Below are 12,665 nucleotides of genomic sequence, written 5' to 3'. Positions count from 1 at the left end.
TGAAGCCGGTTCAGAAGTCCCAGGGGTTGGTGAGGGCAAGTCCGGTGGTCAGGAAGTCACCGGTGTTGCGGGTGGCAAACCGGCCGCCGTGGATTTTTGCGACAGCGGCAATCATGCCGTCGGGTGCCGACATCGTGCGGCCCTTTCGGGCTGCTTGTCCCATGATATCGCCATAGGCAAGGGCTGCCTCTTCGGTGAAGGCGAAGATGCGGTCGGCAAATCGGCGGCGCCAATCGGAAAGACCCTGCTCCAGACGGTCGGCACGCTCGTCCGGCCGGATTTTCTGGATGCCATAAGCAATTTCTGCAATCGCAATCGACGACAGGGCGATCTCGGCATCATGGCGCACCAGCCAGGCGATGACGGCTGGCGCCGGCGCTTTTTTCAGCGTTTCCGATATCACATTGGTATCGATGAAGATCAAAGATCGAGCCCCGCATGCGGCGTGCGTCCGGTGCGGATGATGTCGTCAAGATCGATGTCGCTGCTGCCTGTCTCGGCCAGTCGCGCATAAAATTGCAGGGCCGGTTCACGGCCCGCCTCGCGCACTTCATAGGATTCGAGCGCGCGCTCGACGATATCGGCAATCGACCGGTTTTCCCTCCGGGCCAGCCGATGGGCAAGATCACGCGCCTTGGCACTTCGCACGGATAGCTGGGGTTCGACCATGGTTTCATCTCCTTGTGCCAAGGAGTATAGGGACAACAGCACATGCCATCAAGATGGCAGATGCTGGCTTGATAGCATGTCAGGCAACGGCAGTCTCTTTGGTAAGAGCCGTCTTTGCGCCGACAACCTGTTCCGCATAGGCCATCATCAACGGCCCGACGCCCTTGATATCGTCATCGCGCTGGACTTCCGACACGTAATAGGCAGGCGTGCCATCCCGGTAATGGCCGTCGAACCCGCCAAGACCGGCAACGCAACAGATGTCCTGCAGCACCGTTCGCCCTTGCTGATTTGGCCGCAGGGACAATTGTTGAAGGGCATCGAGTGCCTGCAGGCCAACGCTTGCGTCAGCCTGCGTAAGCTGAAGACGTGCAGCCTTCAGAAAAACATAGGCGAACATGGCCGTGGCCGAGCTTTCCGCATAATTGCCTGCAAGGCCCGGCTGGTCGATCACTTGCAGCCAGCGGCCATCTTCGGTGCGCAGCGTCTCAAGCTTTGAAAGAAGGGCAGAAAGCCGGGCGGCCAAGTCATCTCTTGCTGGTGCAGGTTCAAGCATGTCCAGCATGTCGATCATGGCCATCGCCATCCATCCGATGGAGCGCGCCCAATGGGCCGGGGAAAGGCCGGTTTCCTTGTCGGCCCAGGATTGCAGGCGGCTTTCATCATAGCCGTGCCGGTAAAGCCCGCTTGCCGTATCGAAGGTGAGGTCGAGCGCCGTCAGAAGCTCCTGCACGGATTCGTCGGCCAATGCCGGCCGTCGGACGAGAGCTGCATAGTCCAGCTTGAACGGCAGCGCCATGTAAAGCCCATCCAGCCAGACCTGGTGGGGATAGCGGAGCTTGTGCCAATGCGGGCCGGCTGCGATGCGCGGATGGGTGTCGAACTGGCGCGCCAGGAGATGTGCGGCCTTGCGATACCGTTCGTCGCCGGTCTGGCGTGCCAGAGTGACCAGCGCGCGACCGGGCAGGATGTTGTCGATATTGTATTCTTCGACCGTATAGCCGGCAAGTTCACCCGAGGCGCTGACCTGCTTGTCGATCAGCCGCTTCAGGTGATCGAACCAGCGCTGTTCGCCGGTCGCCTCGAACAGCGCAATCAGCCCGCGATAGAGGCAGCCATCCTCGTAACACCAGGCGCCACCCTTGTAAGGCGCGTAGTCTGCCGCATAGGCGTCGAAATAGTCGGTGAGGCGTGCAGTCATACGGCAATACTCTGATCGGGGGAAGGAAGGCGGATACCGCTGCGGCGGGTAAATTCGGCATGTTCGGCAATGATCGCGCCATGACGCATCGGCTGGAAATTAAGCGCCATGTCCGGCACGTCCGACCGCGCGTCCGGATCGTAGGTGACCTGGTAATTGTCGATGACAATGCCGGTGATCGGCGCCTCCGGCAGTCCGTAGAAGGCTGCGGCCGCCACGCCGACATTTCGGGCCACGACATTGCGGATGGTGATGCCGGAAATGCGCGGGGTTGCATTGTCGACGGGAATCGGCTGGCGTGACTGGACATAATCCGAACGCCCGTCGGCATCGCAGAAATAGAAGCTGTTGATGACGAGCGGCATGGCGACCCGGTCCATCACGCAATCCTCCAGCGTGATGTTGGACACCGCTCCGCCGCGCCCGCGCCGGGTTTTCACCCGCAATCCACGGTCGGTTTCGGACAGGATGCAGCGGCGAACGGTGACGTCGCGTACGCCGCCGCTCATTTCACTGCCGATGACAACGCCGCCATGGCCGCGCTCCATGCGGCAATTTTCGATGGTGATGCGCTCGCAGCTTTGGTCGAGCCCACCTTTCGGATCCCGCTTGCCGGCCTTGATGGCGATGCAGTCGTCACCGACAGAAAAAGACAGACCCGTCAGCGTGACATCGCGGCAGCATTCCGGGTTGAAGCCGTCGGTATTGGGCGACAGCGGGTCGTTCTCGATTTTCAAATCCGCAGCCAGCAGGTTTTCGCAAAAGACCGGGTGGATAGTCCAGGAGGGCGAGTTGCGCACGGTGATGCCGGAAAGGGTGATCTCGCGCCCGTTCGAGATAAACAGCGTGCGCGGACGGCGTGCGCCTTCACGGGTCTCCTTCGGCCATGTCCACCAGTCACCGGCATCGCCGCCGCCATCGATGGTGCCGGCGCCGGTAATCCTAAGATTTCTGCAGTCTATGGCGGTGATAAGGCTGGCAAAGCAGGCTTCGGCGACGCCTTCCCAGGTGCCAAGCACACGCCCGTCGCCGTGGTGAGCGGGAAGCACCGGATAGAGGCTCCTGTCCGGATGACCGAGCAGACAGGCGCCCTCTTCCAGAAGAAGCGTCATATCGCTCTTGAGGAAAAGCGGGCCTGTGCGGAACGTGCCAGACGGGATTTTCAGGGTTCCCCCCGGCGGCAGCTGGTCGATGGCAGACTGGATGGCCGGCGCATTGTTATCCGCCTCCGGTGAGGCGCCCCGCGTCGTAATGTCGATCAAGGTGCTTTCCGGCGCGGTTTCAAAGTCAAGCCGTGCGCCGTCGATGATCAGGCGATAGGCTGTTGCAGGCATAAGTCCGGTAATGGTGAACACCACCGTCGCGGTCGAGCCTTCAGCCTGAACGGTTCCGTCGCTGTCGGCCAGTTGCCAGCGCTGCGGACGCTCCAATACAAAGAACTGGCGCCCGGCGTCGAGGCTGAAACTGGCGGTCCGCGCGCTGGCGCAGAGCGGCAAAAGGCTGGTCATGGGTCGTGTCCTCATCACATCCAGTGCTGCCGGAAGAAAGGGCCGGCCGCGCGGCAAAGGCAGTGCGGCCGGCAAATGCGTCAGAACTTCTTCAGGACGTCGTTGACGCCGTCGATGATTTCTTCGGCCGCTTCCGCTGACGTCATCTGCCCGTAGGCATATTGCTCCAGCGTATCGATGAAGACGGCCCGCACTTCCGGATGCTCATTCAGCGGAGACACGGTCGGACCGGTGCCGGCGAGAATGATGGCATTGGCGGCTGCCAGTTCCGGTTCGATGACGCCCGCATCCAGCAGTGTCTTTGCCGCCACCTTGCTCGCCGGGAGGCCGCGCGAGGTGCCGAGCGCCTTGATACCTTCCGGCTCGTTCAGCAGGCAGTTGACGATTTCCGCGGCCGCCTTCGGGTTCTTTGAGCGCTTGGAGATCGAAAACACCATGGAGGGCTTGCGGTAGACGCCTTCGGTCTTGGCATCGGCATTCTTCAGAAGCGCCACCGGTTCCAGCACCTGGCCCTTCAGCGGGTCGGCATATTTGGAATAGGTCGAATCCCACTCATAGGAGCCGGAGATGCGGCCATCGACCCATTTGGGGCTTTCAAACAGGTTGAGATTGCCCTCGGCGGCGTTGTCCTTCTGCGAGATCACGACGCCTTCGCTCACCATCTTGCCGTAGAAGTCGATGGCCGATGTCAGCTCTTCCTCGGTCCAGGCCACCTTGCCGGTCTTTTGATCGACAAGATCCTTGCCCGTCGCCTGCGTGGCGTTAAGCGAGATCAAGAGCACGGCGGTTTCCTTCACCGCATTCATCGGATAAGCGCCCGGCCCGACCTTTTCCTTCAGCGTTTTTGCCGCCGCAAACAGTTCATCCCAGGTTTTGGGAATGGCAACGCCTGCCTTGTCGAGAGCTGTCTTGTTGAACATGAAGACGCGGCCGGTGGTGGAAACGGGAAGACCGTTCAGCTTGCCGTTCATCGAACCGGCGGCCAATTCTTCCTTCGTCCACTGACTGAGGTCGATCACGTCCTTGAACTGGGACAGATCGGCAAAACCATCGCCCTTGATGGAAAACAGCGGCAGCCACGGCCAGTTGATCTGCATGATGTCGGCTTCGGTGCCACCGGCAATCTGGGTGGTGACCTTTTCCAGATGCCCGTCCCAGCCGGTATATTCCGGCGCAATGGTGTGGCCATGTTTTTCGCCGCAGGCTTTCAGCGCTGCCTGCGTTGCCTTGTGGCGGCTGTCGCCACCCCACCAGGACATGCGCAGATCGGCAGAGTGGGCAAGTGGCGCAAGACTGGTTGCGGCAAATGCCGTGGCCAGAAGAAGTTTGGTCAGTTTCATGTCGTTCCTCCCCGAACGGTGGTTACTGGATGGCGGCCAGGGAAATGGTTTCCCCGGACTGGCGATCGAACAGATGAGCGGCCTCGGGCTGCGGCGAAAGGCGCACGAGATCGCCGTTGATCTTGCTGCGGTCGTAATTGCTGGCGGAGACGACCGCGATGATCTGCTGGCCCTCGACATGGATGTAGAGGTAGACCTCGTGGCCCATGAACTCGACATGCGAGACGCGGCCCGTGAGCGCGTTCCCTGCCTCTGGCCCCACCACGGCAAAATGCTGCGGGCGCACGCCAAGCGTGACACCCTTCGGCGTCTTCGGGCTGAGACGCGCCATGATCTCAGGCGACAGGTCATAGGTCTGGGTGCCGATCGCCAGACGGCTGCCGGACAATTCCGCATCGATGAGGTTCATTTCCGGGCTGCCGATGAAGCCGGCCACGAAGGCATTGGCCGGGCGGTTATAAAGCGTCACCGGATCGGCCACCTGCATGATGCGGCCTTCCTTCATCACGCAGATGCGGTCGCCCATGGTCATGGCTTCCGTCTGGTCATGCGTGACATAAACGACAGTGGACTGTAACCCGTCGGCCTTCAGTTGCTTGTGCAGATCGGTGATGCGCACGCGCATGGAGGCACGCAGCTTGGCGTCAAGGTTCGACAACGGCTCGTCGAACAGAAAGACCTGCGGTTTCTTGATGAGGGCGCGCCCGACGGCGACACGCTGCGCCTGGCCACCGGATAGTTGCTTCGGCAGCCGTTCCAGATAGTCGCCGATTTCAAGGATGTTGGAGACGTCCTGCGTTGCCTGTTCGATCTCTTCGGCCGGCCGGCGCTTCAGGCGAAGCCCGAAGGAGAGGTTCTTGCGCACCTTCATGTGGGGATAGAGCGCATAGTTCTGGAACACCATGGCGATGCCGCGTTCGCCCGGCGCCTTGTCGTTGACGAGGTTGTCGCCGATGCGGATCTCGCCGCCGGTGATGCGCTCCAAGCCGGCGATCATGCGCAGCGTCGTCGATTTGGCGCAGCCGGAGGGGCCGACCAGAACCATGAACTCGCCGTCTGCGACGTCCAGGTTGATGCCGTGGACGGCTTTGAAGCCGCCATAGTCTTTTTCGAGGTTTCTAAGCTGCAGGCGAGCCATTGTCTTATCCTTTCACGCCACCGGCGGAGATGCCTTCGATGAAATATTTCTGCGCCACGAAGAACACGATGAGCGCCGGCATGATGGTCAGTACCGACATGGCGAGGATGCGGTTCCACTCGAAGGCTTCGGTGGTATCGATGGAGAGCTTGAGGGCGAGCGACACCGGGAACTTGTCGACCGAGGAGAGGTAGATCAGGGGACCCAGAAAATCATTCATCGTCCACATGAACTGGAAGAGGCAGACCGAAATCAGCGCCGGCGTCAGAAGCGGCACGACGATGAACAGCAGCACCTGCCAGGTGTTGGCGCCATCGACGCGGGCGGCCTCTTCCATGTCGCGCGGAATGGCGCGCAGGAACTGCACCAGCATGAAGACGAAGAAGGCATCACCAGCAAAGGCCGAGGGCACCCAGAGCGGCAGAAAACTATCGAGCCAGCCGAGATCACGAAACAGCAGATATTGCGGAATGCGGGTGACGACGTTCGGCAGCAAAAGCGTGGCAATCAGCGAGGCAAACAGGACCTTCTTGCCCGGGAAATCAAAGCGGGCAAACCCGTAGGCGACCGCCGTGCAGGACACCACCGTGCCGATCATCTTTGGCACGACGATCAGAAACGTGTTCCAGAAGAACCGCCCGAACGTATAGGGCGTCGAGGTCTGCCAGCCCTGCACATAGCCGGAAATGGTGGCTTCGTTCGGGATGAAGCCGGCGCCGGCGAAGATTTCCGAATTGGTCTTGAACGAGGCGCCGATCAGCCAGATCAGCGGATAGAGCATGACGAGGCCGACGAGCGTCAGCACGCCGTATCGCAGGGTGGCGCTGATGAACTGGCGGCGGCGCTGCGCCTTCAGGATGCGGTCTGCTTCCTCATCGAGCGCGAGGTTTTCTGAAAGGATATGGTTTGCCATCGGATCAGCTCCTCTTGTCGCCGGCGTAATAGACCCAATGGCGCGAGGACCAGAAGGCGATGAGGGTGAGCACCATGATGATGACGAAGAGCACCCAGGCAATGGCGGAGGCATAACCCATGTCGAAACGGCGGAAGGCTTCCTCATAGATGTAGAGCGGCAGGAGATAGGTGGATTTGAGCGGCCCGCCCTGCGTGATGATGTAGGGGCCGTTGAACTCCTGGAAGGCCTGGACCATCTGCATGATCAGGTTGAAGAAGATGACCGGCGTGATCAACGGCATGGTGATGTGCCAGAAGGTTGAGAACTTGCCCGCGCCATCGATCGAGGCTGCCTCGTAGAGCGACTTGTCGATGCTCTGAAGCGCCGCAAGGAAAATCACCATGGCCGAGCCGAACTGCCAGAGGCGCAAAAGCGTGATGGTGAAGAGCGCGTTTGTGGGATCGCCGAACCAGTTGACCGGCTCGAACCCAAGCGTTGCCAGCCCCATGTTGACGATGCCGACATCGGCAAAAAGATACCGCCACATCACGGCAATCGCGATGGAGCCGCCGAGGATTGAGGGCACGTAGAAGGCGGTGCGGAAGAAATTGATGAATTTCAGCTTGTAGTTCAGGATGACCGCGATGAAGAGCGCAAAGGCGAGCTTCAGCGGTACGGTGGTGAACACGTAGACGAGCGTGACCCATAGCGACTTGCGAAAGGTGCGGTCGCCGGTAAACAGCTTCCAGTAGTTGTCGAGCCCGGTAAACACCGGCGAGGACATCAGATTGTAATCGGTAAAGCTCAGATAGAACGAGGCGGCAAAAGGCAGCGCCGTGAACACCAGGAGCCCGATGATATAGGGCGACAGGTAGAAGAGCCCGAGAAAGCGGTTGTCGCCACTCATGCACGACCTCCAACGGGCCATGTGTTTGTGGCATCCACCATCATGTCATACATGTTGTGGCGGCCGTCGCGCTGGCGGGCAGGGCGTCCCTGCCGCGGCTTAAATGCGGCGGCGCTCGGGGTCCCGGCGACAGGTCGAGGGAATTCCGGGTAGTCCGAATTCTGCATCTTGATCTCGAGGCAAAGGGATATTCGGCGCCATCACGCGTCCTCTCCTCCCCGCTTGCCCCGCTCCTCCCATTGAACAGGCGATGAAAACTGGCGTTTTCCATCGATGGGCGCTACTATCTTCCGCATGGACACCGAAGAGAATAGAGGCTTCCGGACAAAAAGATGGAGAAAAACGAACAAGGTCCGCTTGCTGCCATTCCCGTGCAGGCGCTGACGCTCAACCTCACGCGCTCGACTATCAAGATGCAGCATTCGCCGAGCTGGCGGATCGACAAGACGAATTCCGTTCACGATCTTGTCATATGTCTTACGGGAGGCGGAGAGTATGAGATCGCCGGTGAACGGGTGGTGATGGAGCCCGGCTGCGCCATGCTGATCGAGGCCAACCGTCAGTTTGTCGGGCGCGCGGTGTCGAGCGATCTCTATACGGGCGTTGCCCAGCATTTTACGCTCGATGTGTTCGGGCGCATGGATCTGATCTCGCAGATGGAGCTCAAGCGGTCGGTTGCGCTGCCGCGGTGGCCGATGCTGCAACCCCTGGTGCGGCATTACCGCGAGAGCGTTCCGCTGTCTTCGACGACGCTTGCCCAGCATCACATGTTCATGGTGTTTCTCACCGAATATATCGAGGCAGCCTTTATCGGCTGGCGCCAGCAGCAGGAGGCGTCGGTGGACAATCCCGACGCCCTATCGCTCGCCGTCATGGTGGCGGCAAGCCGCATTGCGGCAGACCCGCTGGACGACGGGATCGTCGGCACGGTGCTCGCCTCCATTCCCTATAACCAGGATTACTTTCGCCGCATCTTTCGCCGGCAGGTGGGGCTGACGCCGACCAAGTATCAGGAGTTCAAGCGCATGGAGCGTGCCATGGGATTGCTGGCCGGCGGGCGCTCGGTCAAGCAGACGGCAGAACAGGTGGGGTATGGCGATAGCTACTATTTCTCGCGCATGTTCAAGCATTACATCGGTGTCAGTCCCGCCGGCTACAAGGCGGCCGAGCGGCGACACCGTGACGGGCAGTTTCCGCGCGGCGAGGAGGACGGACTGGTGGTCTATCCCCTGCTTTCGCGCCGACTTCGGGATGACAGCGGCGAGGGCGATGCCAGCTAGAAGAACTGTGCGGTTCGCGGGCCCTGCTCTTTCCTAAGCGCGCAAAGCCGTTATGATCCTCCCATGATTCCTGCGCGACCATCCCGTCAGCCTGATCTACCTGTTTTCCAGGTCCCTGCCTGGGCAATCCGGCGTGCCGCTGTCGAAAGCGATGCGGAGGCAGCCTTTCTGGCCGGTGGCGCCCTTCTGGCGCTCGACCGCGTGATGCGTGCCGATTATGCCTGGGCCGGTGCGTGGCGTCAGCGCCAGGGCTTGAAATGTGCGGTCGCTGCCGTTCGCCTGTCGGGGCGGCGCGAAGAGGAGGCGCAACTGCGCGATGCCTGGGTGCTGCGCCGTCCGGGCGATGATGCCGGCCCCTCCGGCAACATGTACGGCGCCTGGAAGCGGCTTGCCGCCCGGCCGCTGTTTCTGGAGGCCGAGACGCTGAAAGGCGTGGTGGGACTGCTCGATCTGCGCTGGCTCGATGAGCTTGAGGCGGTGCCGCACTGGGGCGAGGCCGCAGCGCGCGAAACAGCCTCGCCGCCCCATGCGATGGCGCAGATCGTTTCGCGCATCATGGCGCTCGGTGCCGCTTATGAGCTTCTGGCCTGGTGGGTGGCCGATCAGCTGTTGAAGGAAATGATGGGCTGGCCGGTGGCACTGCCGCTGATGATGGCGCAGCGCCAGTCCGCCTATTTTCGCGCCGAGCGCAGCCAGAAGCGCCTGTCTCCGGACGCGGACGGTTTTACCCGCGCCCTCACCCTGTCGCTTGCCGATGCTGCCATCGACGCGGTGCGCTTTGCCGGCGACATCGACCGGCGGGCGCAACGCCTCATGGACGTCGTGCCGAAACTTCGTGCCAAAGGCGCCGGTGACGCGATCGATCTCCTGTTGAGCGAGGATGCCGTCTCCGGCTCGCTGGCGACCGCAAAACTGTCGCGCTTTGCTTCGCGCCGGTTGTTCGAGCGGCTTTTAGAGTTCGGCGCGATCCGGGAGCTGTCCGGTCGGCCCAATTCTCGCGTCTTCGGGCTCTGATCATGGCGCGCACCCCGAAACCGCCGGCACCTCTCGATACCGAACTTTTAGGGCTTGCACCGCCGGCGCGCTGGCGCGAATGGATGAACCGGGTCGAGGCCGTCGTGTTTGCCTCCTCCGAGCCGGTTGGGCGTGACGTGCTGATGCGGGTGGTCGGGCGCAACTGTGATCTCGATCTCATCATCGATGATATCCGCGCCGAGCTTGCCACCCGCCCCTTCGATCTGGTCTCAGTGGCAGGAGGTTTCCAGTATCGCACGCGCCCGGCCTATGCCCAGGTGGTTCGAAGCTCCGGCGCACCGGTCAAGCTTCCGGCCGAGCTTTCGCAGCAGGAGGCCATGGTGCTGATGGTGATCGGTTACTTCCAGCCGGTCACGCGCAGCGAGTTGTCGCGCATTTTCGGCCGCGAGGTAAACAGGGACACGATTGCCAATATCAAGCGCCTTGGTTTCATCACGTCTGGCCCGCGCAGCACCGGCCCCGGTTCTCCTTATACCTATGTGACGACGCCGGCTTTTCTTGCCGCCTTCGGCTTTGCGACGCTGCGCGAATTGCCCGATCTCGACATGCTGGAGGATGCGGGCCTGCTCAGCCGCCACCAGATGCAGAAGGACGAGTTGAGCCCGCTTCTGGAAGGCGCTGGAGAAGACGAGGACTAACGAAAACGCCGGTTGCGATCAGGCGGGAGCGGGTTTAAGCCCAGTGGCACCATTGCGGCACCATGTCCGTATGGCCGACCGGCCGGCCCGGTCAAAGCCCGATCATTCGCAGTTCCAAGGAGTGGCCCGTGACGCGCCCCGCCCTCATCGACATCAATCCCGATTCCGCCACCGAAGTTGCAATCCGCCAGCAGTTGACGCTGGTGGCGCTGGGCAAGGAGCCTGCGGATGTGGCGCTGCGCGTCGGGCGCCTGCTCGATGTGGCGACCCGCACCTGGGCAGAAGATCAGGAAATCATCATCAAGGGCCGGCGCATCGCCTATGTCGGTCCGGCCGGCAGTTATCCGGGAACAGTGACGATAAGGGTTCATGAGCCGGATCTCTCCGCCGTCCCCGGACTGGGCGAAGTGCACAAGCATATCGAAAGCTCGCATCTGACGCCGGAATGGGAGGCAGCGCTGGTCCTGCCGCGCGGGAATACCTGGACCTGCGAGGCCAGCCACGAGTTCTCCAACGTCAATGGGGCAAAGACGCTGGAGTTCTGGCTGAAGGCGCGCGAGGCGGGATCGCCGCTCAAAATCTTCCCCCTCCCCGGCTCGGCTGTTCCGCCGACCGGTTATGAACATGGCGGCGGCTATTTAGGGTATGACGAACAGAAGGCTTTCCTGAAGGAGAGTCTGATGGTGGCAGGCCTCGACGAGGTCATGGACTGGCCGGCCGTCTGGAATGCGGAAAATCCCTCGCACGCCCGCCTCTGGGGCATGATCCGCGCCACCTTCGAGCAGCGCGGCGTGGTCGAGGGGCATGCGGCCGGCATCCGGGATCTTCCGACCATCAATGCCTTTGCCGCTGCCGGCCTTGCCTCCGATCACGAGGCTTGGACCTTCGAGGAATTCTGGGACAAGCTGACCCATGGGCTGTTCATGGAGCTTCGCCCGCACAGCCTGCCGGAGGTGATCAAGGGGCTTCTGGAAAGGGGCCTTGGCGACTGGTCGCAGATTGCCTTTACCACCGACGACCGAAGCGCCTCCGATACGCTGAAGATGGGGGCGACGGATTACAATGTGCGCCTTGCGATCCAGTCGGGTCTTGCGCCGGAAATCGCCATCCAGTGTGTGACAATCAATCCGGCCCGCCACATGCGTCTTACCCCCTGGGTGGGGTCGATTGCGCCGGGGCGCTATGCCGATATCGTGTTGCTGTCGGATGTTGAGACATTTAAGATCGCAAAGGTCTGGGCCGATGGACGGCAGGTTTCAGAGGGCAAGACCTATCTGCCCGACGTGCCGAAGATCGACTGGCCGCAGTGGGCGACGAAGACGGTGAACATCGGCCGGCCATTGACCGAGGCGGATTTTGCCATTTTTGCCGCGCCGGACCGCCAGACGATGCAGGCGGCTGTGCTTCGCCCCTTCCACTGGTCCGACGAGTTTTTGACCTATGAACTGCCGGTCGAAGGCGGGCTGGTGCAGCGCGACGAAAGCCGCAACATCACGAAATTCTCGGTGATCGACCGGTTCTCCGGCAAGGCTGCCGTGTCAAAGATGTTCTGGATCGGCTGCGGACCGAAGACGCCCGACACCGCGCTTGCCTGCTCCATGGCGCATGACAAGCATAATATCTGGTGCGTCGGCTCCTCCGATGCGGCCATGGCCATGGCCGTTAACGCCATTGCCGACAATGACGGCGGATGGGCGCTGGTGCGCGAGGGACAAGTGGTCGCAACTGTGCGCTACGAGGTGGCTGGCCTGATGACCTGCCGCGCACCGGAGGTTCTGCACGAGGAGATGCAGGCGCTGTACGCCGAGGGTGAAAAGATCGACTGGATGTATGAGCCGACCTTCAGCCCGCGCTGGTTCCCGGGCTTTCCCGAGCGCCTCGCCTTTGCGACCCTCACCTGCGCGCCGTGGCGCTGGGTGCTGGTGGCGCCTTCCGATTATGCGCCGCAGGGGCTTGTCAATGTCCAGACGGGCGCGGTGCAGAAGGTCGTGTTTTAAAACCGGGCGCTCTGGACAATGTCCGGCAGGTCATCGCCTGCCGGATTGTCCTTTTTT

General features: G+C 61.6%; 12 protein-coding genes. 4 read left to right on the top strand and 8 right to left on the bottom strand.

Going from position 1 to position 12,665, the window contains the following annotated elements:
• Nucleotides 1–10: 10 nt before the first annotated feature.
• The 8 genes from J2858_RS20330 to J2858_RS20295 all read right to left on the bottom strand — a co-directional run bounded on the left by J2858_RS20330 (nt 11) and on the right by J2858_RS20295 (nt 7,658).
• Complete coding sequence (locus tag J2858_RS20330; protein WP_210106687.1) at nt 11–424, bottom strand: type II toxin-antitoxin system VapC family toxin; 414 nt, start codon at nt 422–424, stop codon at nt 11–13.
• Nucleotides 421–669 carry a type II toxin-antitoxin system VapB family antitoxin gene (locus J2858_RS20325; RefSeq protein WP_210106686.1) on the bottom strand — a complete coding sequence of 83 codons (249 nt, stop codon included), beginning with the start codon at nt 667–669 and terminating at the stop codon, nt 421–423. Before J2858_RS20325 ends, J2858_RS20330 begins: the two co-directional genes overlap by 4 nt.
• Nucleotides 670–748: 79 nt before the next feature.
• Complete coding sequence (locus J2858_RS20320; RefSeq protein WP_210106685.1) at nt 749–1,870, bottom strand: glycoside hydrolase family 88/105 protein; 1,122 nt, start codon at nt 1,868–1,870, stop codon at nt 749–751.
• A complete protein-coding gene (locus J2858_RS20315) occupies nt 1,867–3,378 on the bottom strand; it encodes a glycoside hydrolase family 28 protein (protein ID WP_210106684.1) in 1,512 nt (503 codons plus the stop codon). Before J2858_RS20315 ends, J2858_RS20320 begins: the two co-directional genes overlap by 4 nt.
• 80 nt (nt 3,379–3,458) lie before the next feature.
• Nucleotides 3,459–4,718 (bottom strand): ABC transporter substrate-binding protein, encoded by a 1,260-nt coding sequence (locus tag J2858_RS20310; RefSeq protein ID WP_210106683.1) that lies wholly within the window; start codon nt 4,716–4,718, stop codon nt 3,459–3,461.
• A 22-nt stretch (nt 4,719–4,740) separates the two neighbouring features.
• On the bottom strand, nt 4,741–5,856 hold the full coding sequence (locus J2858_RS20305) for an ABC transporter ATP-binding protein (RefSeq protein WP_210106682.1): 1,116 nt from the start codon (nt 5,854–5,856) through the stop codon (nt 4,741–4,743).
• 4 nt (nt 5,857–5,860) lie between these two features.
• Nucleotides 5,861–6,769, bottom strand: coding sequence for a carbohydrate ABC transporter permease (locus J2858_RS20300; RefSeq protein WP_210106681.1), 909 nt, complete (start codon nt 6,767–6,769; stop codon nt 5,861–5,863).
• 4 nt (nt 6,770–6,773) lie between these two features.
• A complete protein-coding gene (locus tag J2858_RS20295; RefSeq protein ID WP_210106680.1) occupies nt 6,774–7,658 on the bottom strand; it encodes a carbohydrate ABC transporter permease in 885 nt (294 codons plus the stop codon).
• Nucleotides 7,659–7,990: 332 nt separating this feature from the next.
• Here J2858_RS20295 and J2858_RS20290 point away from each other — a divergent pair, with 332 nt between their 5' ends.
• The 4 genes from J2858_RS20290 (at nt 7,991) to J2858_RS20275 (ending at nt 12,608) form a co-directional block, all read left to right on the top strand.
• Nucleotides 7,991–8,938 (top strand): helix-turn-helix domain-containing protein, encoded by a 948-nt coding sequence (locus tag J2858_RS20290; protein ID WP_210106679.1) that lies wholly within the window; start codon nt 7,991–7,993, stop codon nt 8,936–8,938.
• Nucleotides 8,939–9,001: 63 nt separating this feature from the next.
• The gene (locus J2858_RS20285; protein WP_210106678.1) at nt 9,002–9,952 is read left to right on the top strand and encodes a DUF1403 family protein; all 951 of its coding nucleotides are present in this window, start codon (nt 9,002–9,004) and stop codon (nt 9,950–9,952) included.
• Nucleotides 9,953–9,954: 2 nt separating this feature from the next.
• Entirely contained in the window at nt 9,955–10,611 is a 657-nt protein-coding gene (gene scpB, locus J2858_RS20280) for an SMC-Scp complex subunit ScpB (protein WP_210106677.1), read from the top strand.
• Nucleotides 10,612–10,739: 128 nt separating this feature from the next.
• Nucleotides 10,740–12,608, top strand: a complete 1,869-nt coding sequence (locus tag J2858_RS20275; protein ID WP_348635513.1) for an adenine deaminase — start codon at nt 10,740–10,742, stop codon at nt 12,606–12,608.
• The last annotated feature ends 57 nt before the right edge of the window (nt 12,609–12,665 follow it).

It is taken from the genome of Neorhizobium galegae (assembly GCF_017877135.1).
Taxonomy (GTDB): Bacteria; Pseudomonadota; Alphaproteobacteria; order Rhizobiales; family Rhizobiaceae; genus Neorhizobium; species Neorhizobium galegae_A.
The sequence above is the reverse complement of the archived record's forward strand: the minus strand, read 5'-3'. Positions and strand labels throughout refer to the sequence as shown.